The sequence below is a fragment of the Bacillus cereus group sp. Bc061 genome (assembly GCF_027715825.1).
In the GTDB taxonomy this organism is placed as follows: domain Bacteria; phylum Bacillota; class Bacilli; order Bacillales; family Bacillaceae_G; genus Bacillus_A; species Bacillus_A paranthracis.
This window is the reverse complement of the sequence record NZ_JAQFTZ010000003.1, coordinates 16,952-38,964: the sequence shown is the minus strand read 5'-3', so window position 1 is coordinate 38,964 and position 22,013 is coordinate 16,952. Positions and strand designations below refer to the sequence as shown.

Below are 22,013 nucleotides of genomic sequence, written 5' to 3'. Positions count from 1 at the left end.
GATAAAAAATAAGCCCTCGCTTTATGAGGGCTTATTTCATGTTTACTTTCCAAATCTTTTACGGTATCCACATTTTCTACATAGCTCTTCAACTGCAACTCTTCTGGAAAATCCATCAACAATGTTTGTTGCTCTTTCGCCTTCTATAATGTTAGAGAATGAATCATTATTAATATTTCCAAGGTTAATAATCCCTTCACCATCTAAACAACAAGGAATAACCGTTCCGTTCGCTAAAATACCAGCTTGATTTCGAAGCCCATGACAGAATCCTTTTCCATCATCCTCTTCTTCATGCAATGCTGGCCACTGGAATTCATAGTCTTGATTAATAAAGACACGTTCCGCAATTTTTATACCTTTTCCTGGTGTAAGCTTCTCTTCAATTTGATAAGATAAATTAAACTCATTTTCAATGATAGATAATAACTCTCTATTCTTCTGGATTTCAGCATTTGTTTTATTATCCTGCGTTAAGTTCCATAATCTAAGTGAAACGATTAAATCCGATTGACTTGTCGCCTCTCTAATGAAGGAAAGTATACTTCTTACATACCCCTCTTTGTCTTGTGAACCTGGGTGCCCATCAAAACTATGCAGTGAAAAATTCATTTGTCTTAAAGCAGGCTTATTTAACAATCTATGCCTTCTCTTATTAATTAACGTTCCGTTCGTTGTAATATTAACTTTAAACCCTTTTTCATGGCTTAAATCTAACAATTGATCTATTTTTGGATGCAGCAACGGCTCACCCTTCACGTGCAAATAAATGTAGTCTGTGTGTGGTTTAATTTGGTCTAACCTTTTCGCAAAATCCTCCACAGAAATGAATTGCTTCTGTCTTTCCGTCGGCGGACAAAAGCTGCACGCAAGATTACATACACTCGTAATCTCCAAGTAAAATTTCTTAAACTTCTTCACCTTTAACTCCTCACTTCTATGACTACTTATACTTTTTCCTCTTCATATTACAGCATACTTTTTTAGAAATAGAAACATACTTATTTTAGGAAATATAGAAAACGGCCACATCTGTAGCCGTTTGAATGTACTATTACTATTTATGATACGGTTCTCCACGATTAATCCGAAACGCCCTATACACTTGCTCAAGCAATACTAATCGCATTAATTGATGTGGTAACGTCATCTTTGAAAAAGAAAGAGATTCATTTGAACGCTTCATTACTTCTGAACTTAGTCCAAGTGATCCGCCAATTACAAAGGCAACTTTACTCTTCCCATATGTAGCAAGACGATCTAAGCTTACTGCAAATTCTTCTGATGATTTTTGCTTTCCTTCTATCGCTAACGCAATGACATGCGTATCATCAGAAATTTTATCTAGTATACGTATACCTTCTTTTTCTTTTACAATTAACATTTCTGCTTCACTTAAATTTTCTGGTGCCTTTTCATCTGGCAATTCAATTACTTCTACTTTTGCGTATGCAGATAATCGTTTTAAGTATTCTGCTATACCTTGTTTTAAATATTTTTCTTTTAATTTCCCAATTGAAATAATCGAGATATTCACACGTATTCCCCACCTTACAAACATGTTATCCACATAACTTATCCACATATCCACAATTGTTACCCACATATTGTGTGAGAATCTGTGTTCGATACAACATATGTCGCCTCATTTTGACAAAATTCACATGTTTTTTTCTCTTTTTCTGAGTTATCCACATTGTTAATAACTGGCGCGACTTCACACTCATCCACAATAATATCTAAAGCTAATTCAACATGTTCTAAACAACAAGGTAAGTTCATATTCTTCACCTCACTTTTCTACAATAGAAAACAGGAGGTAGGCCCTCCTGTTTTTAATACTTTTGAATGCCTAGTTTAACCGTTGTTGTTGCTCGTTTTGTACCACGATAAAACGTAAGAGTCATTTTATCATTAATTTTTTTATCATATAAGGCCGTACGGAATCCGATAATATCGCGAACTGGTTTCCCATCTACTGCTACAATCACATCGTGTTCTCGCAAACCAGCATCTGTACCTGGCGAAGGGCTTTTCACATCTAAAATGCAAACTCCCTCTGTTACATTGCCTGGTAAATGCAATGTTTTTGACCAATAGTAGTTTGGAATTTCATTTAATGATCTCAGTTCAATTCCAACATACGGTCTTCTTACTTTTCCGTACTTCTCTAATTCATTCATAATTGGAACAGCTCTAGTAACAGGAATAGCTAGCCCAATTCCTTCTACTTCTTTTGCCGCAATTTTCATTGAGTTAATACCAATTAATTGACCTGCTGCGTTTACAAGCGCACCACCACTATTACCCGGATTAATTGCTGCGTCTGTTTGCAATACTTCTACTTGCCAATCATAATGTCCATCTTGATCTAAATCTACAGGGACAATACGCTCATTAGCCGAGATAATACCTTGTGTGACGGTTCCAGAAAATTGGAGCCCGAGCGGGTTTCCAATCGCAATGACTGGTTCTCCTCTACGAACAGTATTAGAATCGCCAATCTCAATTACTTTTTTCACATGCTTTGCATCTATTTCTAGTACAGCCAAATCTGTGACCACATCGGTTCCTAATACCTTTCCAGGAACCTTCTTACCATCACTTAAACTTACTTCAATACGATTTGCTCCAGCAACAACATGATTATTCGTTACAATGTAAGCTTGACCATCTGTCTTCTTATAAATTACACCTGATCCCGTACCTGCTTCTGAATCTGCCTCTGAAAAATTATCTCGTTGAATATTAATAACTCCAACAACAGCTTCAGACGCACGATCAACAGCATCCACAAAACTAATTTGTTTAATGCCTTGAGCTTCCGCCATATTACTTCCACTTGCTTCAGCTTGCGGAAACGCGTCCGTATCATTTGAAAATAAAGGAGCTCCAAATGCAAATAAAGAAGCTCCTACAATTGTTCCTGCTATGCTAGAAATAACAATACCTTTATGCTTCTTTTTTCTTGCACGTTTCATACGATAATTTTCTTCATCAATAAAGGACATATTTGTTCACCTATCTTCCTGAAAACAACTATATTCACCTTTATTGTTTACTAAAATGAAGAATTATACGTATTGAATTTTTGTCGGCATTTTTGGATCTGTATCGTGAATTTCAAAGGCTTCGCCCACTCCAAATCCCTTTTCCTCTAATACTTGTGATACTGACATACGCGCTAGTTCTTTCATGTTATTATCTAAACTTAAATGGGCTAAATAAATATGTTTTGTCTCATCTGTAATTACATCCGCCATTGCTAATGCAGCATCTTCATTACAAACGTGCCCCACATCACTTAAAATACGTCGTTTAATACTCCATGGATAACGTCCCATACGAAGCATTTCTACGTCATGATTACTTTCAAATACGAAAGCATTAGCTCCCTTAATAACACCTTTCATACGGTCACTCACGTACCCTGTATCTGTAATAAGGGCTAATTTTCTATTATTGTTATGAAAAGCATAGAACATCGGCTCTGCCGCATCATGAGACACCCCAAATGACTCGACCTCAATATCACCAAATGTTTTCACATCCCCAACTGAGAAAATAAACTTTTGCTCAGTTGGGATATTTCCTATTAAGTGTTCCATTGCATTCCATGTTTTCTCATTTGCATAAACAGGTAAATCATATTTACGTGCCAATACACCTAAGCCTTTAATATGGTCACTATGTTCATGTGTTACAAGAATACCCGATACATCATTTATATTTAATTCTGCCTGTTTAAATAAAGCCTCTGTTGCTTTACCACTTAAACCTGCATCGACAAGTAACTTCTTTTCATCTGTTCCTACATATAGCATATTCCCTGTACTTCCACTTGCAAGTACGCTAAAATGCAAACCCATTCTTTCTCACTCCAGTATGTTCATCAACCACTTGATTTTCCTTTTCCCCTAATTCCATAACTTGTCCTTCAATTGCATTTACAAAGAAGTCCTGCTTCTGCTCCGTCTTTAAGTTCCACGTTGGAGCAAGTACTTGGTTATTAGAAGTAGATGCGGTAAGGTTGGCATAACCAATTTGCGCTTCTTTTACATGTGTATTCCCATGAATTTTATTTTTTAAATACAGATTTTCTAAAGCGGTTTGGGCAGTAATAATTTCTTGCTGTTTCGTTTTTTCACTTTCGCCCATTTCTTTTAAATCTGTTAACATCGTCTGCGTGTACGACACAAGTTCATTTTTTTCATTTAATTCCACAACAATCATCGCCTGATCGTTATAGAAAATAGGCTTATCTTTATATTTTTGGAAGAAGTAAATTTTAGAATCTTTCATCGCTCCAAACTCATACTTTTGTCCATCCAATACATAGTTCTTCAAAAAATCATTATACTTATCTTTTGATAACGATTTTGTATTTAAAAAGGGCTCTTTTAGCTTACTTTCTATCTTGTACATATTTTGTATATGCGCCGTTTGATTTTTTAAAGACTGTATGTCTTCTTCTTTAAATGCCTTGTTTTCAGCCCTAATAAATGACTCTTTTTTCGGTTCTTTAGGGAAATTACCCATAGTAATTTTGTTTGCTTTTAATTCTTGATCTATCTTTGTTTCTGCAATAAGCTCCAATTGATTACTATCTTGCTTTTGAATGAATTGAAAAATGAGAAAGAGGTCCAAAACAAAAAAGGTCACAATAAATATGGTTTTAATCCGATCCCAATCCATTTAGTCCCCCCTCATTCCACTCATATATTTTTTGTTTGCCAGCTTCATCTTCAACAAACTTTACATACCAAATTGGCTGTAGTCGCGCTACTTGCCCATCTAGTGATAATTTGTATCCAATCCCAATGTCTTTAATGGATCTTTTATCTACCGCGGCATTATTTTCTAAGGATGCTATTACAACATGACCTGACGGAAGAGTAACCTTCTGCTCTATACCTTTCGTATTTAAAGAAAGCAACGGTCTTTCATATTCCATTACTTCTTCTGATCCCCATACTTGTCTCAATTCAGCTAATCCATCAGTATTGAATACGGGATATCCATCTTCCTGTAAGCGGAATACTGTCTGTCCTTTATTCATATAGTCCAAACGATATGAATCCAAACTCCCACTGTGACCATTTACAAAATCAAAACTTTTTTGTAAAAGCATTAAATTATCTGGCTTCTTCTCACTTAAAACAGAAGAATTTTTATACTTTAGCATATGCTGATCATTTTCAATCTCCATAGACCTAATACCATCTGTAAATATTTCTTTCGATCCCTCGATAATAGGGCTTAAATAACGTGGGTCACTAAAAAGAGCATTCTTAAATGTATCAACCGCCAAATTAGATGAAATATATGTTATATTACTTAATTCTGTCGTTCCATCTGGTAAAAATAGCTTTTTCATATCATTAATTTGATAGTCAAAATAAGGTTTCGCTGATACTATAAATTGATTTTGTGCATTTACAATATCTTTTAAATACACACCACTTAATTTTGCTTCATATATTCTAGAGTTATCACCATCGGAAACAAAATTAATTTTAATTTCTTGATCCCTACTTCTAGAAGGGTCAAGAATAATTCGATTAAAGTGTTTAGGCTTATCTATACTCTTTTCTTTCATACTAAACATAGATTTAACTGCATCAAATGGGATGTTGGTAGGGAAAATAAGTTCAATTTTCCCTTCACCATGCACATAAGAAAGAAAGTCAGCCTTAGCAATCGATATCTCTTTGAACTCATGTAATTCCCCTGCTTCCAAAGTTCTATAGATTGATTCTATATCTCCCTCTCTTTTGCTCCCGTAATGATTTTTATCTTTATGCACAATGATAGAAGTAGGGCGGACAACATCAGCGATTTTCGTTTGAGTATTTCCCTCATTCCCCTGTACAAATTTTGCGTTTTGCATAGATGTGGAATCTGGCACATACGTCCATAAGTTAAAAGTAAGAAATAGACTAATTACAACTAAATTAATTAAAACTATCGTTTTAACATTCTCCATACTCATTCCCATTCGTCCTCTTCATCTGCTGCCATAGGCAATGTGAAATAAATCGTTGTCCCTTTTCCTTCCTCACTCTTTGCCCAAATCGAGCCACCATGTGCCTCAATCATTTCTTTCGCAATTGCTAATCCAAGTCCTGTACCGCCCATTTGTCTTGAACGTGCTTTATCTACGCGATAAAAACGTTCAAAGATTTTATCGACGTTTTCTTTCGGAATACCCATTCCTTGATCACTTACACTAATCTCCAATAATTCTCCGCGATCACGTAAACGATATGTTACTGTTCCACCTTCTGGTGAATACTTTAATGCATTCGAAATAATGTTATACAATACTTGCGTAATTTTATCCGTATCCATATCAATAAATCGAGATTTTTTAGAGAAAGATCGTTTGAAGCTTACGTTTTGCTCTTTAGACATTTCAAAACGATCAATAATGTTATTAAAGAAGTCAGTAAAGTCGACCCATTCTTTCATTAAACGATGTTCTGTACTATCGAGTTTAGATAGTTGCAATAACGCATTTACAAGTCTAATCATTCTTTCTGTTTCTTCTTGTGTAACTGTTAAAAACTGTGGTGCAATATTTGGATCTTGCCACGCACCGTCTGTAAGTGCCTCTAAGTAACTGCGCATTGTCGTTAATGGCGTTCTTAATTCATGAGAGACGTTTGCTACAAACTCGCGGCGTTCTCTTTCTATACGCTCCTGCTCAGTCACATCATATAATACGGCAATTAAACCATTTGCTTTCCCTGTCTCTTTTTGAATAACAGAGAAACTAGCGCGTAAAATATATGGCTCATTTCTCGTACTAAAATCTAATAAAACAGAATCCGGCTCTTCGTATAAATGATCGAGCGTAAATTCTTCTTGTATTCCCAATACTTCTAAAACAGATTGATCGAGCGCCGTTTCACGCGAAACATTTAGCATCTTTTCCGCAGGATCATTTAATAAAATAATGTCCCCTTTTCGGTCAGTAGCAATTACTCCATCTGTCATATGTGATAATACGGATGACAATTTACGTCTTTCACTTTCTGTTGAAGAACGAGCTTGTTGTAATTTTTTTGATAAATTATTGAAAGATAATGCTAATTGTCCAATTTCATCATGGCTATGCACTTTTACTTTTCTTGAATAGTTTCCTTTTGCCATTTCAATTGCTTGTCTTCGCATATCAGAGATTGGTCTCGTAATCGTTTGAGCTAACAAAATTCCAAGTACAGCTGTTACGAGTAATGCAATAACGGTTCCGGTCGCAAAGATTTGATTAATATCCTTCATCTGCTTATAAACATCTTCCATGGATGCAACAACGTAAATAGCACCAAGTGCATCTTTGTTATTATCATCCATAATAGGAGTAATCATAACTTGTACACGATGACCTGTACGACCATCCTTCTCAATTTTTACTTCTGGTTTTTTTTGTACCAATACCCGCTGAACAGCTATATCAGTTGACGTTCTATTTACCTTGTTTTGCTTTGACTCATCTGAAATAGCGAGCAGCTTTCTATTCGCATCAAATACACTTACCTCTTGAATATCCTTCTTTCGATCAGAGGCAAATTTTCGAATGGAAGTTTTAATCGTTTCACCTGTTGATTCTGTCTCTGCTTTTGTATAACTTTTTTTAAACTCTTGTTTCAAGTTATACGATAATAAGTTCGTTTGTTGCGTTAAAGAATCTCTAAAACCTTGTACAAGACTCTTTTCTAACTCTCTTACGAAATATACCCCAATAACTTGCATAGCTATCAATATTAATAGCATATATATGAGTACAAATTTTAAATGAATAGATTGAAAAAAACCGACTTTCTTCATATACTATTCCTGCTCTGGGTCACGCAAGTAATACCCTACTCCACGTCTAGTGACAATTAATGTAGGATGACTTGGATTATCTTCAATTTTTTCACGCAGACGACGTACTGTTACATCCACTGTACGTACATCTCCAAAATAGTCATAACCCCAAACTGTTTGCAATAAATGTTCGCGTGTCATAACTTGTCCTAAATGTTTTGCTAAATAATGTAATAGCTCAAATTCACGGTGTGTAAGCTCAATATTTTCCTCACGTTTCGTTACACTATACGCATTTGGATTGATAACAATTGGTCCAATAACCATTTCCGTATTTTCTTCTTTTTCTGCCGCACCACCTTGCTGATGACGACGTAAATTCGCCTTCACGCGAGCAAGTAATTCCCTCGTACTAAATGGCTTTGTTACATAATCATCTGCGCCAAGCTCAAGTCCTAATACTTTATCAATTTCAGAATCCTTCGCTGTAAGCATAATAATCGGCATTTCTGAGCTTTTACGTATTTCACGGCAAACCTCTAAGCCATCCTTACCTGGTAGCATAATATCTAATAAAACCATATCTGGCTGTTCTTCAGTCGCTTTTTCAATTGCCTCATCACCATCGTGCGCCATTACAATTTCAAAACCTTCTTTTTCTAGGTTGAACTTCAAAATATCTGCAATCGGCTTTTCATCATCAACTACTAAAATTTTCTTTCCCATCATCGTCTATTTCCTCCTTATAAAGTGAAACTTTAATCAGCCCTCACCAATCGGGCTTTTACGGGCAGCTCGCTTCCCACCTAACTTCTTTGCTTTCGCTGAATTTTAAGGTGGGGGTCTTACTGCCCGGTAAATAGCGGGGTAAAAATATGGTCAATATCCCTAAACACATTGATGTCTACATAGTATGTCCCTATATGACCGCATCTTTTGCTTAAGTACTTTCTCCTCTATTCTCACAGACTCATGTATGATCCACTTTTACACGGAATCCTATACGATCTATAGAAAAACCTCTAGCTTCAACTGCTAGAGGCTCCTCATTCTATTTTAAAATAACTACTCAATTTTGTAAAATTACACAAATAAAAAGGATATTAAGTGGGCCCACTTAATATCCTGAGAGTGGCTCGGGACGGAATCGAACCGCCGACACGAGGATTTTCAGTCCTCTGCTCTACCGACTGAGCTACCGAGCCAAAACTATATATAAAACCACTAATGGTGGTATAAACAAAAGTGGCGGTCCCGACCGGGGTCGAACCGGCGATCTCCTGCGTGACAGGCAGGCATGTTAACCACTACACCACGGGACCAAAAATGAACATAAAAAAACATGACCCGTACGGGATTCGAACCCGTGTTACCGCCGTGAAAGGGCGGTGTCTTAACCACTTGACCAACGGGCCACGAAAAATAAAATGGTGAGCCATGAAGGACTCGAACCTTCGACCCTCTGATTAAAAGTCAGATGCTCTACCAACTGAGCTAATGGCTCATACTCACCAACGTCATATTTTCGTGACGACAAGATGTATCATAACATGTTTTATTTATTTTTTGCAATACCTTTTTTTATTTTTTATAAAAAACAAGAAAAAACTCATGCGGACATGAGTTTTTCCTTAAAAATATCAATTAAGCTTCGTATACGTTACGAACGATATTCGTTTGATTACGATCTGGTCCAACTGAGAACATAGATAATTGAATTCCTGTTAACTCAGAAACACGTTCTACGTATTTTCTTGCATTCTCAGGAAGTTCGTCTAATGATCTTACACCAGTAATATCTTCTGTCCAACCTGGAAGCTCTTCGTATACAGGCTCACATTTCGCTAAAATGTTTAAGTTTGCTGGAACTTCATCGATAACTTCGCCATTGTATTTGTAAGCAACACAAATTTTAAGAGTTGGAATACCAGTTAGAACGTCGATAGAGTTTAATGATAAATCTGTTAAACCACTAACACGACGCGCATGTCTTACAACAACGCTATCAAACCAACCTACGCGGCGTGGACGACCAGTTGTCGTTCCATACTCACGACCAACTTCACGAATTTGATGACCAATTTCATCATGAAGCTCAGTAGGGAATGGACCATCACCTACGCGGCTTGTATATGCTTTACATACACCTACAACGCGAGTAACTTTTGCAGGGCCAACTCCAGTTCCAACTGTTACACCACCAGCAATTGGGTTAGAAGATGTAACGAACGGATACGTACCGTGGTCGATATCAAGCATAACACCTTGTGCACCTTCAAATAATACACGGTGATTATTATCTAATGCATCATTTAATACAACAGACGTATCACACACATATTGCGCGATTTGTTGTCCGTACTCGAAGTACTCTTCGAAGATTTCTTCTACACTGAAACCTTCTGTATCGTACATTTTTTCAAACAAACGATTTTTTTGTGCTAAATTGCGCTCAAGCTTCTCTTTAAATGCTTCACGGTCTAAAAGATCAGCCATACGAATACCAATACGAGCAGCTTTGTCCATGTATGCAGGACCGATACCTTTTTTCGTTGTACCGATTTTGTTATCACCTTTACTTGCTTCTTCTAACTCATCTTGTTTTAAGTGATAAGGCAAAATAACGTGCGCACGGTTACTTACGCGTAAATTATCAGTACTTACACCACGATCGTGTAAGTATTTTAACTCTTCAAGTAACGCTTTCGGATCTACTACTAAGCCGTTTCCGATTACACAAATTTTCTCTTTATAGAAAATACCAGATGGAATTAAGTGTAATTTATATTTAACTCCGCCAAAAACAATTGTATGTCCTGCGTTATTTCCACCTTGATATCTTGCAACTACTTCCGCATGCTCAGAAAGAAAATCAGTGATTTTACCTTTTCCTTCGTCGCCCCATTGTGTTCCTACAACTACTACTGAAGACATTATTAAAGCACCTCCGCAATTTTCAAACGATCTATTCAAACAATATAATTGTACCAAAACCGAAAAAGAAGTCAACCAAAAAGCGAACATTTTTTTATCAAAAAACTTTTTCGTTCGTAAGAATTATATTTTCACACTATGAAAGCCTTATCTTTTCTATAAAAAAAAAGAAACACATCTTATTATAAGAAATGCGTTTCTTTTTTATACTATCGTTATGCCGGCGGCGCATGTCCATCTTCGAAACGACGTTCTAAGTTAACGAACTTATTGAACTCTTTAACGAATGCGAGCTCTACTGAGCCTACTGGACCATTACGCTGCTTTGCAATAATAATTTCAATCGTATTTTTATTTTCCGTTTCTCGGTCATAGTAATCTTCACGATATAGGAAGGCTACGATATCGGCATCCTGCTCGATACTTCCCGATTCACGAATATCAGACATCATCGGACGTTTATCTTGACGAGATTCTACACCACGAGATAACTGTGACAAGGCAATAACAGGAACTTGTAATTCACGCGCAATCCCTTTTAGTGTACGAGAAATCTCAGATACTTCCTGCTGACGGTTCTCCCCTGATTTCCCACTTCCTTGAATAAGCTGTAAGTAGTCAATCAAGATCATACCAAGACCCTGTTCTTGTTTTAATCTACGACATTTTGCTCGAATCTCATTTACTTTAATCCCCGGCGTATCATCAATATAAATACCAGCATTAGAAAGGCTACCCATTGCCATCGTTAATTTCGCCCAATCATCAGAAGTTAACGATCCGGTACGAAGTCTTTGCGCATCAATATTTCCTTCTGCACAAAGCATACGCATAACAAGCTGATCAGCACCCATCTCTAGACTAAAAATCGCTACATTTTCATCCGTTTTCGTTGCTACGTTTTGTGCGATATTTAATGAAAATGCCGTTTTACCTACCGACGGACGTGCCGCCACGATGATTAAATCATTTCGCTGGAATCCTGCCGTCATCTTATCTAATTCAGTAAATCCAGTCGGTATCCCGGTCACTTCACCTTTTTGATTATGCAAAAGTTCGATTTTATCGTAAGCATCTACAAGAACGTCTTTAATATTTTGGAATGCTTTCGCATTCGTCTGATGAGATACTTCTAATATTTTTTTCTCAGCCTCATTTAAAAGACCATCCACATCATCTTCTCTCTCATATCCATCAGACACAATATGAGTCGCCGTTCGAATTAAACGACGTAACAGTGCTTTTTCAGCGATGATTCTTGCATAATACTCTACGTTAGCAGCAGTTGGAACAACTTCTGCTAATTCTGCTAAGTAAGAAACCCCACCAACTTCTTCTAGTAATCCTTGATCAGCCATTGCTGACGTCATCATTACTAAGTCAATTGGCTCCCCCTTATCAGATAGCCCAAGCATGACTTCAAAAATCTTTTGATGTTTCGTTCGATAAAATGAGTCAGGTACTAATAGTTCCGATGCCGATGTTAACGCATCCTGATCAATCAATATAGCACCTAAGACTGCCTGCTCAGCTTCTATATTATGCGGAGGGGTACGATCAGCCATTACATCACTCATACGCAATCCTCCTTGCTTAACTTAGTTTTATTGTTCACTAACATGAACTTTTACTGTTGCTGTTACTTGCGGATGCAATTTCACAGTAACGTTTGTATAGCCTAATGCACGAATTGCATCATCCATTTCAAATTTACGCTTATCAAGTTTAATATTGTGAGATTTTTGCATTGCATCTACGATTTGTTTACTTGTGATTGAACCGAATAGACGGCCACCTTCTCCAGATTTAGCCTTTAATTCTACAGTTAATTTCTCTAACGTTTCTTTTAATTGTTTTGCATTTTCAAGCTCTGCTGCTGCATCTTTTTCTTCTTTGCGCTTTTGAGCTTCTAAAGTTTTCATACTGCTATTCGTCGCTTCAGCAGCTAATCCTTGTTTTAGTAAGAAGTTATTTGCATAACCATCTGGTACGTTTTTTACTTCCCCTTTTTTCCCTTTACCTTTTACGTCTTTTAGAAAAATTACTTTCATGATTGTGTGCCTCCCTGTAAATAGTCATCAATAACAAATCGAAGCTTCTCCTCAGCTTCGTCTACTGTAATATTTTTCATTTGTGTGGCTGCATTCGTTAAATGCCCGCCACCACCTAAGTTTTCCATAATTAGCTGCACATTCACTTCACCTAAAGACCTGCCGCTAATTCCAATGAAATTCTCGCCACGTTTTGCAATAACAAATGATGCAATAATTCCTGTCATTGTTAATAATGTGTCCGCTGATTGCGCAATAAGCACTTGATCGTAGTAATCATCGCTATCAACTTTTGCAATCGCAATTCCATTTTTATAAATGTACGCATTTTTAATAGCTTTTGCAACCCGTAAATACTGATCCATATCTTCTTTTAAAAGCTCTTGTACAAGTACAGTATCTGCACCGTGTGAGCGTAAATAAGAAGCAGCATCAAACGTACGAGCACCTGTCCGGAATGTAAAGCTTTTCGTATCAACAATAATACCTGCTAATAATGCTGTTGCTTCTAACATTGTCATTTTTAAATTTTTCGGTTGGTATTCAAGTAATTCCGTAACAAGTTCCGCCGTGGAAGAAGCGTATGGCTCCATGTAAACAAGCAATGGATCTTCAATAAAATCTTCTCCTCGGCGATGATGGTCAATAACAACTACATTTTCAATTTTGCGTAACAGCTTTTCTTCCATCACCATTGAAGGCTTATGCGTATCAACAACAACAAGTAATGAATCATCATTTGCAAATTCCATCGCTTGTTCTGGTGTAATAAAGTGAGACCATAACTCTTCATTTTGTTTCACTTTATCCATTAAACGCTTAATTCCCTTATCAGAATCATTTTCATCGAGCACAATATATCCTTTGCGCTCATTTAATTGCGCTACCTTTAAAATACCAATCGCAGCACCAATTGCGTCCATATCAGGAGCCCTATGCCCCATTATAATGACATTGCTACTTTCTAATACTAAATCCTTTAATGCATGCGAAATCACTCTGGCACGTACACGAGTACGTTTTTCCACCGGATTTGTCTTACCACCATAAAACTTAACTTTACCTGTCGCTTGTTTAATAGCTACTTGATCTCCACCACGCCCAAGCGCAAGGTCTAGACCTGATTGAGCCATCGCCCCAAGCTCGGATAAAGGTAAATCACCTGATCCAACACCTACACTTAATGTAAGTGGTATATTCCTTTTGGATGTTTCTTCACGTACTTGGTCTAGAATACTAAATTTCCCTTTCTCCATCTGCGCTAAAATACTTTCATTTAGTACAACGAAGAATCTTTCCGAAGATGCACGTTTTAAATATGCCCCATACTTAACGGCCCATTCATTTAGACGGGATGTCACAAGACTTGTTATATTCGTACGTAATTGATCATCTAATCCTTGTGTAACTTCATCATAATTATCTAAATAAATGACAGCTAAAACAGTACGTTGATCCTCGTACATCTTTTCAATCTCTGTTTGTTCTGTTACATCAAAGAAATAAATTAACTTTTCTTCTTTCCTTACAAAGACACGAAACTTTCGATTATTTAAAGAGACTATATCATCGGATGTTTCTCCCTTAATAAAAAGAAGTAACGTTTCTGATACATCATAAAGGTGCCATCCAGCTAATGCATGCTGCCCCAGACATGAAGATAAATAAGGATTTGCCCAATCAATCCCATAATCCTTATTGTATAACAAAATACCAATCGGCATCTGGTTAAATGCCTCATTACTCACTTTCTTTACCCTTGTAATCATATCTGTCGTATGTTTTTCAAAATTCTTTTGGAAAGTAAGTTCAAATCGTACAACAACAAAAAGGACGATACAAAAAATAAAGAAGGAGACTATCCCCATTAGTAAATGAAAATAACAGAGGATTGAAATGAGCACAAACACAAAAAATGCCAATACGTAAACAGGATATAAAAACCACTGTTTCTTATAAAATTCAGGCATGTATACAACTCCTATAAAGTAAAACTAACTTATCTTCCAGTTAGTAATACAGATTAAAATAGTATAAGGAATATTATTTTATCCTCCTATTTTAGAACGCAATGAAATCCCTAAATCAATTATACCTAAGATTGTCACAAGAGGAAACAGCATCGGGATAAACATGCAGGCGATAAAACTAATAATAGGAACCCCTTTCGTAAAACCTTTGCTATGCGCCAGAAAAGCGATAAACGTCAAACCTTGCAGCACGAGTAGTAAAGCAAATATGACATATAGGTTAGAAAATACCATATGTAAATATGATGTCGGTTCTACTTTTATAAAAGTTGATAGCAAAATAAATACAACGTAATACCAAACAATACTCTTTGGTAATTGTATATCCTTAAATTTAGGCCAAGGTATGACATCGTGTTTTAACTTTCTCAAAACACTACCTGATATCATAACTGTAATCCAAGAAAAACATACTGAGACCATGACAAGTAAACTTGGGAATAACGTTTGTAACACATCATTAAATTGTGCAAATAGCTCTTTTTGCTCTTTACTAATAGGCATGCCCGCAGCTGTAACTATCTTTTCGCTTTGCGCCATACTTTCATTAAACATATTTTGCATTTGCTTCATTAAATCTATGTTAAAAAACTTTATACTCGCAACATAAATGAGCATAATACCAATTAAGTAAGCAAGCGTCCCTGCCATCAAAATTTCTACTGGCTTCTTTTGTTTTTTATACATATGTCCTAAAACGATACCTATTAATCCAAACATAGTTGTCTTTACTAGGTTCATCGGTTGACTAACAATAACAGTAATAAAAAGCGCTGCCGTAAAAATTACAAAAGCATTAGATATTTTATATCTTATCGTTAGCAATATAAATGGCAACGGCAACGCAAACGTTACAACTGTGCCTAAAATTGGAACATACATAGATATAAGCAATAACATTGCATATATTGCTAACAACGCCGCACCTTCAGTAATAAATTTCGTATTCCTCATCATCTAACCTCTCTTTCAAAAAAGAAAAGCATAGCAAAATGCACAGTAGAGTCCGACTCTACTGTGCATTTCATACGCTATTATTCACCAACATATGGTAAAAGTGCCATTTGACGAGCACGTTTAATTGCAACTGTAAGTTTGCGTTGGTATTTTGCGCTTGTTCCTGTTACACGACGAGGTAAAATTTTACCACGCTCAGAAACGAAACGTTTTAATAAATCAACATCTTTATAATCGATGCGAGTGATGCCGTTAGCTGTGAAGAAACACACCTTACGACGTTTCGCACGTCCACCTTTGCGTCCTGCCATGTCTATTTCCCTCCATTCTTTGTTAAAACTAACAAATTTACTGTATTAGAACGGTAAATCGTCGTCGGAAATGTCGATCGGTTGACCTACATTTGAAAATGGATCGTCATTCTTCGTAAATCCAGAGTTTCCTTGGTTACCTTGGTTGCCTGAATTACTAGATTGACCAAATGGGTTAGAGCTTTGGTTACCGAAACCAGCTCCTGATGGTTGCTGATTAAATGAACCACGTTGCTCCCCACCGCCATTACGCGGCTCTAAAAATTGTACGCTTTCCGCAAGAACTTCTGTTACATATACACGTTTACCATCTTGTCCCTCGTAATTACGAGTTTGAAGACGCCCATCTACGCCTGCTAAGCTACCTTTTTTCAAATAATTTGCTACGTTTTCTGCTTGTTTACGCCATATTACACAATTAATAAAGTCAGCTTCACGCTCACCTTGTTGATTCGCAAATGCGCGATTCACAGCTAACGTAAAAGTAGCTACTGCAACACCATTGGGCGTGTAACGTAAGTCAGGGTCCTTAGTTAAACGACCAACGAGGATAACACGATTCATCAATCGAACCACTCTCCCTTATATATCAATTATTTTTCTTCTTCTTTAACAACGATATGACGAAGGATATCTTCGTTGATCTTAGCTAAACGATCGAATTCGTTAATCGCTTCTGCGTTAGCATTCACGTTTAAGATCATGTAGAAACCTTCACGTAAGTCGTTGATTTCGTAAGCTAAACGACGCTTACCCCACTCTTTCGTGTTAATGATTTCTGCACCATTGTTTGTTAAAACACCTGCAAAACGTTCAACTAAAGCTTTTTGAGCTTCTTCTTCAACGCCAGGACGAATGATGTACATAATTTCGTACTTTCTCATTACACTTTCACCTCCTTTTGGTCTAAACGGCCCGTAATGGGCAAGGAGCAATTAATTTATAGTAATTACTCACGAGTTTAGATTATATCATAGTAAGTTAGATGAATCAACTCACCCATACATAAAAAACTTGGCAAACACATAATATATTTGCCAAGTTCATATCTTTATTTTTCCTAGGAAATATTAAATTAAACGTTGAAACGGAAATGCATAACGTCTCCGTCTTTTACGATATACTCTTTTCCTTCTAAACGAACTTTACCAGCTTCTTTTGCAGCTGTCATAGAACCGTTTGTCATTAAGTCTTCGTAAGAAACTGTTTCTGCACGAATAAATCCACGCTCAAAGTCTGTATGAATTACGCCGGCACATTGTGGTGCTTTCATACCTTGTTTGAACGTCCATGCACGTACTTCTTGCACACCTGCTGTGAAGTAAGTAGCAAGTCCTAATAAATCATATGCAGCACGAATTAATTGATCTAAACCAGATTCCTCAATGCCCAGTTCTTCAAGGAAGACTTTTTTCTCTTCCTCGTCTAGCTCAGCAATTTCTGATTCGATTTTTGCACATACAACGATTACTTGAGAATTTTCATTTGCAGCAAATTCTTTTACCATTTGTACGTATTTGTTTTCAGAAGGATCGATAACATCGTCCTCGCTTACGTTTGCTACGTATAACATTTCTTTCGTTGTCAGTAAATGAAGACCTTTAACAATCTTCATTTGCTCTTCTGTAAATTCAACAGTACGAGCTGGTTTACCCTCTTCAAAAGCTTCTTTTAAACGTACTAAAATTTCATGCTCATATACTGCTTCTTTATCCTTTTGTCTTGCTAATTTCGCAACACGTTCGATACGTTTATCAACAGATTCTAAGTCTGCTAAGATTAGCTCTAAGTTGATTGTTTCAATATCATCAATTGGGTCTACTTTACCTGAAACATGCGTAATATTTTCGTCTTCAAAACAACGAACAACTTGGCAAATTGCATCTACTTGGCGAATGTGAGATAAGAATTTATTTCCTAAACCTTCACCTTTACTCGCACCTTTTACGATACCTGCAATATCAGTAAACTCAAATACAGTCGGAACAGTTTTTTTCGGTTCTACTAATTCCGTTAATTTATTTAAACGCTCATCTGGTACTTCTACAATTCCTACGTTTGGATCAATTGTACAGAATGGATAGTTTGCAGATTCTGCTCCTGCTTGTGTAATTGCATTAAATAAAGTGGACTTTCCTACGTTAGGTAATCCAACAATCCCAGCCGTTAATCCCATATTTTTCACTCCTATGTCTCAATCTTTCATCATTATAGATAGTAACGAAAAAAATGACAAGTTTCCTCCAAACGAAAAAAAGTAACAGCTACCCACTGTAACTGTTACTTTCTCTCTATTCTTCGTGCTTCACAAGTATTTTTTTCACCTTACGATCAAACTCTCTTCGAGGAATCATTACTGAATGGTCACATCCCTCGCACTTAATGCGGATATCCATTCCCATACGAATAATCTTCCAACGATTCTCCCCACATGGGTGGGCTTTCTTCATTTCCACAACATCGTACAAGTTATACTGCTTTTGCTCCATTCTCCAAACCCCTCTCCATATTAAATTGCTTTTCCACTCACTAACTCTTCACGATTATATAAAACCATACGTGGATATGGAATTTCAATACCATGTAAATCTAGACGATTTTTAATTTCTTTACGAAGTGCCCTTGCAATAACTGCATGTTGCATCGGCTCTACTTCTGCAATAACACGTAATATAACTTCTGATGCAGCTAATGTTTGCACGCCTAATAACTGAGGCGTTGTTACCATTTGCTCATATTGTGCAGGTAATTCTTCTAATAATTCTTCAATGACTTGCTCTGCTTTTGCTATATCAGCCTCATACGAAATAGATACGTCAACAAATGCTACACTATTACTAACTGAATAGTTGGTAACCTGAACAATACTTCCGTTTGGTAAAGTATGAATTTCACCTGTCCAACTTTTCACTTTCGTTGTACGAAGTCCAATTTCTAAAACGACACCTTCAAACTGACCAATTTTCACATAGTCACCAACTGAAAATTGATCTTCTAACAAGATAAATAACCCTGTAATAACATCTTTCACTAAACTTTGAGCACCAAATCCGACTGCTAAACCAATTACCCCAGCACCGGCTAATAAACCTGATGCATTAATATTAAACACACCTAAAATCGCAATTAACATAATGAACATAACAACGTATGCCACAATATTTTCAAGTAACTTCGCTACTGTAACTGTACGACGTTCTGAAATTTGAATTGGAGAACGACTTCCCATACGAAACGCATTTCGTACAACCGCTCTTGCAATTCGCACTACAATTGCACCAATTGTTAAAATGATACATATTTTTAATGTCGCAATTCCAATATGAGCCCAACGATCAGCATCTAATAAATACTGTTTCGTAGCATTAAACCACTTCGTTAATACATCCATGTACCTCTACCTCTCCAGCCAAAATTTCTTTTTAGTTATCCTTCTTATTGTATCAGAAGTCTCCTAATTGCTGAAAAAATTTTATGTCTTTAATTCCATTTGTTAACCGCCATGCAGGTATAAAATGGAACGAATATATATATACTAGTACTATTATTTCCGTTCTCACTTAAGTTTTACAGCAAGTACGCACTTATAGTTTTCCATTTTACTCACCATATAACATATTTTGAAAATTTATTAAAAGGATGGGTGCTTCATGAATATTGGAAGTTTTCGCTTACCTTTTTTCGAAAAAGAAACTCAAAATGTTATGCACCAAGATTTAGAAGCCTCCGAGACAATTAGTAACTTCTTACTTTCCCATATCCCTATTAAAACTCATATACCAATCATTCTCGTTTGTATCGGAACAGATCGTTCCACAGGAGATGCACTCGGTCCGTTAGTCGGTACGAAACTAGAACAAGTAGAAATTACAAACTTCCAAGTGTTCGGCACACTAGATGATCCAGTACATGCGCTAAACTTAGAGGAAAAAATTCAGAATATACAGAAAGATAATCCTACTTCATTTATCATTGCGGTTGATGCCTGTTTAGGAAAGTCTCAAAGTATCGGTTCCATCACTACCGGAATGGGACCTAGTAAACCCGGAGCTGCTATGAACAAGAAATTACCAGCAGTTGGTGATTTACATATTCATGGCATCGTAAATCTAAATGGTTTTATGGAGTTTTTCGTCCTGCAAAATACAAGATTAAGTTTAGTTATGAAAATGGCTGATGTAATTGCACAAAGCATAAAAGAAACAGACCAAAAATTATCTGTATTAAAAAAAGCAAACCATCTATAAATAATAAGATGGTTTGCTTTTTAGTTTTGCTGCGCTAATAATTCTAAAATGCGATTTAAATCTTCTTTATTGAAAAATTCAATTTCGATTTTACCTTTTTCCTTTTTTGTTTCTTTAATTTTTACCTCTGTGCCAAACTTTTCTCTTAAGAACGTTTCGCGTTCTACGAAAAATATGTTTCTCTCTTTTTTTACTTGTTTTGTTTCACGTGAAACGCGTTGATTAATCTCCTGAACAATTTTCTCTAATTGACGAACATTTAATCCTTCTTTTTCAATTCGTTTCAGTAAAGATTTCAACTGCTCTTCATCTTTTATCGTAAGTAAAGTTCTCCCATGAGCCATTGAAAGTTGACCGTTTGCAATCATATCTTGCACAAAAGAAGGGAGGCTTAATAATCGCGTATAGTTTGCAATGTAAGGTCTACTCTTACCAAGACGTTTTGCTAATTGTTCTTGCGTCACATTTAACTCATTCATTAACATTTGATATGCCATTGCTTCTTCCATTGGATTTAAATCTTCTCGTTGTAAGTTTTCAAGCAATGCAAACTCCATCATTTGCTGCTCATTTAATTGTCTTACAACGGCAGGTACTTTTTCGAGTCCCGCTTCTTTAGCAGCACGATATCTTCTTTCACCTGCAACAATTTCATATCCTTTAATACTCTTTCTAGCAATTAATGGTTGTAATATGCCGTGCTCTTTAATAGAGGCCGATAATTCCTGAATCGCCTCTTTATTAAAGTGTTTACGTGGTTGATATGGATTCGGTCTTAATTCAGTTATCGTAATCTCCTGAATTGTCTCTTCTTCTTTCACATCTAAATCAGGAAAAAACACATTGATTCCTCTTCCTAATCCTTTAGCCACCTGCAATCACTTCCTCTGCTAAATCTATATATACTTCTGCCCCTCTTGATTTAGCATCATACTGCATAATTGGTTTCCCATGACTTGGTGCTTCACTCAAACGAACATTACGAGGGATAATCGAACGGTATACTTTATCTCTAAAGTATTTTTTCACTTCATCTATAACCTGAATCCCTAAATTTGTACGGGCATCTAACATTGTTAGCAATACGCCTTGAATTGCTAGATTTTTATTTAAGTGCTTTTGCACAAGTCGAACTGTATTTAATAGCTGACTTAACCCTTCTAGTGCGTAATATTCGCATTGAACAGGAATAATAACAGAATCTGCTGCAGTTAATGCATTAATCGTTAATAACCCTAAGGACGGGGGACAGTCGATAATAATATAATCATATTCATCTCGAACTGGCTGTAATGCCCTTTGCAAACGTACTTCCCGGGAAATAGTCGGTACCAATTCAATTTCAGCACCTGCTAATTGAATTGTAGCGGGTAGAACATCTAAGTTTTCAGTTGCGGTTTTCTGTATAACCCCTTGAACATCTGCATCTTCCACAAGAACATTGTAAATACATTGATCTAATTCGGATTTTTCAATTCCCACACCCGTCGTTGCATTTCCTTGAGCATCAATATCTACAAGAAGGACCTTTTTACCTACTTGTGCCAATCCAGCCCCTAAATTAACAGATGTTGTTGTTTTTCCAACGCCACCCTTTTGATTGGCTATAGCAATGATTTTTCCCATGATGTCACCTACTTTCAACCTTTCTATCTTATTCTAGTAACAATT

Annotated in this window: 23 protein-coding genes and 4 tRNA genes; 1 reads left to right on the top strand and 26 read right to left on the bottom strand. The window is 36.5% G+C overall.

Translation table 11 applies throughout. The features are described 5' to 3' along the window. Positions 1–42 precede the first annotated feature (42 nt). The 24 genes from PDQ40_RS14540 to PDQ40_RS14425 all read right to left on the bottom strand — a co-directional run bounded on the left by PDQ40_RS14540 (position 43) and on the right by PDQ40_RS14425 (position 19,486). On the bottom strand, positions 43–921 hold the full coding sequence (locus PDQ40_RS14540) for a radical SAM/SPASM domain-containing protein (RefSeq protein WP_000713636.1): 879 nt from the start codon (positions 919–921) through the stop codon (positions 43–45). A 136-nt stretch (positions 922–1,057) separates the two neighbouring features. Further along, the gene (gene rlmH / locus PDQ40_RS14535) at positions 1,058–1,537 is read right to left on the bottom strand and encodes a 23S rRNA (pseudouridine(1915)-N(3))-methyltransferase RlmH (protein WP_001027003.1); all 480 of its coding nucleotides are present in this window, start codon (positions 1,535–1,537) and stop codon (positions 1,058–1,060) included. A gap of 59 nt (positions 1,538–1,596) precedes the next feature. Then, entirely contained in the window at positions 1,597–1,782 is a 186-nt protein-coding gene (locus PDQ40_RS14530) for a CxxH/CxxC protein (protein WP_001052827.1), read from the bottom strand. Positions 1,783–1,835: 53 nt separating this feature from the next. Further along, a complete protein-coding gene (locus PDQ40_RS14525; RefSeq protein ID WP_000008039.1) occupies positions 1,836–3,011 on the bottom strand; it encodes a S1C family serine protease in 1,176 nt (391 codons plus the stop codon). A gap of 63 nt (positions 3,012–3,074) precedes the next feature. Next, on the bottom strand, positions 3,075–3,869 hold the full coding sequence (locus PDQ40_RS14520; RefSeq protein WP_000522836.1) for an MBL fold metallo-hydrolase: 795 nt from the start codon (positions 3,867–3,869) through the stop codon (positions 3,075–3,077). Further along, positions 3,853–4,695, bottom strand: a complete 843-nt coding sequence (locus tag PDQ40_RS14515; protein ID WP_000383723.1) for a two-component system regulatory protein YycI — start codon at positions 4,693–4,695, stop codon at positions 3,853–3,855. Before PDQ40_RS14515 ends, PDQ40_RS14520 begins: the two co-directional genes overlap by 17 nt. Further along, complete coding sequence (locus PDQ40_RS14510; RefSeq protein ID WP_000061586.1) at positions 4,676–5,992, bottom strand: YycH family regulatory protein; 1,317 nt, start codon at positions 5,990–5,992, stop codon at positions 4,676–4,678. The genes PDQ40_RS14515 and PDQ40_RS14510 overlap by 20 nt, the downstream gene beginning before the upstream one ends. Next, the gene (gene walK / locus PDQ40_RS14505) at positions 5,989–7,830 is read right to left on the bottom strand and encodes a cell wall metabolism sensor histidine kinase WalK (RefSeq protein ID WP_000755380.1); all 1,842 of its coding nucleotides are present in this window, start codon (positions 7,828–7,830) and stop codon (positions 5,989–5,991) included. Before walK ends, PDQ40_RS14510 begins: the two co-directional genes overlap by 4 nt. A gap of 3 nt (positions 7,831–7,833) precedes the next feature. Further along, positions 7,834–8,541, bottom strand: coding sequence for a cell wall metabolism DNA-binding response regulator WalR (gene walR / locus PDQ40_RS14500; protein ID WP_000971872.1), 708 nt, complete (start codon positions 8,539–8,541; stop codon positions 7,834–7,836). Positions 8,542–8,944: 403 nt separating this feature from the next. After that, positions 8,945–9,017 (bottom strand) — tRNA-Phe (locus tag PDQ40_RS14495). A 41-nt stretch (positions 9,018–9,058) separates the two neighbouring features. Next, positions 9,059–9,134: transfer RNA gene (locus PDQ40_RS14490), tRNA-Asp, on the bottom strand. Between the two features lie 21 nt (positions 9,135–9,155). Further along, positions 9,156–9,227: transfer RNA gene (locus tag PDQ40_RS14485), tRNA-Glu, on the bottom strand. Between the two features lie 13 nt (positions 9,228–9,240). Then, a tRNA-Lys gene (locus tag PDQ40_RS14480) sits at positions 9,241–9,316 on the bottom strand. Positions 9,317–9,456: 140 nt separating this feature from the next. After that, positions 9,457–10,746, bottom strand: coding sequence for an adenylosuccinate synthase (locus PDQ40_RS14475; protein WP_000100224.1), 1,290 nt, complete (start codon positions 10,744–10,746; stop codon positions 9,457–9,459). Positions 10,747–10,961: 215 nt separating this feature from the next. Beyond that, a complete protein-coding gene (dnaB, locus tag PDQ40_RS14470; protein WP_001286244.1) occupies positions 10,962–12,323 on the bottom strand; it encodes a replicative DNA helicase in 1,362 nt (453 codons plus the stop codon). 27 nt (positions 12,324–12,350) lie between these two features. Then, positions 12,351–12,797: a 50S ribosomal protein L9 gene (rplI, locus tag PDQ40_RS14465; protein ID WP_000864231.1), complete on the bottom strand. Its 447-nt coding sequence runs from the start codon at positions 12,795–12,797 to the stop codon at positions 12,351–12,353. Then, positions 12,794–14,767: a DHH family phosphoesterase gene (locus tag PDQ40_RS14460; RefSeq protein ID WP_001113896.1), complete on the bottom strand. Its 1,974-nt coding sequence runs from the start codon at positions 14,765–14,767 to the stop codon at positions 12,794–12,796. The genes rplI and PDQ40_RS14460 overlap by 4 nt, the downstream gene beginning before the upstream one ends. Before the next feature lie 78 nt (positions 14,768–14,845). Continuing rightward, positions 14,846–15,781 (bottom strand): YybS family protein, encoded by a 936-nt coding sequence (locus PDQ40_RS14455; RefSeq protein WP_001246427.1) that lies wholly within the window; start codon positions 15,779–15,781, stop codon positions 14,846–14,848. Positions 15,782–15,861: 80 nt separating this feature from the next. Next, positions 15,862–16,095, bottom strand: a complete 234-nt coding sequence (rpsR, locus tag PDQ40_RS14450) for a 30S ribosomal protein S18 (RefSeq protein ID WP_000918873.1) — start codon at positions 16,093–16,095, stop codon at positions 15,862–15,864. A gap of 45 nt (positions 16,096–16,140) precedes the next feature. Next, on the bottom strand, positions 16,141–16,662 hold the full coding sequence (ssb, locus tag PDQ40_RS14445; protein WP_000981967.1) for a single-stranded DNA-binding protein: 522 nt from the start codon (positions 16,660–16,662) through the stop codon (positions 16,141–16,143). A 26-nt stretch (positions 16,663–16,688) separates the two neighbouring features. After that, positions 16,689–16,979 carry a 30S ribosomal protein S6 gene (gene rpsF, locus PDQ40_RS14440; RefSeq protein ID WP_001233779.1) on the bottom strand — a complete coding sequence of 97 codons (291 nt, stop codon included), beginning with the start codon at positions 16,977–16,979 and terminating at the stop codon, positions 16,689–16,691. Positions 16,980–17,170: 191 nt separating this feature from the next. Then, entirely contained in the window at positions 17,171–18,271 is a 1,101-nt protein-coding gene (gene ychF, locus PDQ40_RS14435) for a redox-regulated ATPase YchF (protein WP_000524669.1), read from the bottom strand. A gap of 115 nt (positions 18,272–18,386) precedes the next feature. After that, positions 18,387–18,584, bottom strand: coding sequence for a DUF951 domain-containing protein (locus tag PDQ40_RS14430; RefSeq protein ID WP_000436051.1), 198 nt, complete (start codon positions 18,582–18,584; stop codon positions 18,387–18,389). 20 nt (positions 18,585–18,604) lie between these two features. Next, positions 18,605–19,486 carry a mechanosensitive ion channel family protein gene (locus tag PDQ40_RS14425; RefSeq protein ID WP_000382911.1) on the bottom strand — a complete coding sequence of 294 codons (882 nt, stop codon included), beginning with the start codon at positions 19,484–19,486 and terminating at the stop codon, positions 18,605–18,607. Positions 19,487–19,745: 259 nt separating this feature from the next. Here PDQ40_RS14425 and yyaC point away from each other — a divergent pair, with 259 nt between their 5' ends. Next, positions 19,746–20,342 carry a spore protease YyaC gene (gene yyaC, locus PDQ40_RS14420; RefSeq protein WP_001020719.1) on the top strand — a complete coding sequence of 199 codons (597 nt, stop codon included), beginning with the start codon at positions 19,746–19,748 and terminating at the stop codon, positions 20,340–20,342. 20 nt (positions 20,343–20,362) lie between these two features. Here yyaC and spo0J read toward each other — a convergent pair whose 3' ends face one another. Continuing rightward, positions 20,363–21,214: a stage 0 sporulation protein Spo0J gene (spo0J, locus tag PDQ40_RS14415; protein WP_001051838.1), complete on the bottom strand. Its 852-nt coding sequence runs from the start codon at positions 21,212–21,214 to the stop codon at positions 20,363–20,365. Continuing rightward, a complete protein-coding gene (gene soj / locus PDQ40_RS14410; RefSeq protein ID WP_000516114.1) occupies positions 21,207–21,968 on the bottom strand; it encodes a sporulation initiation inhibitor protein Soj in 762 nt (253 codons plus the stop codon). Before soj ends, spo0J begins: the two co-directional genes overlap by 8 nt. Positions 21,969–22,013: the final 45 nt, after the last annotated feature.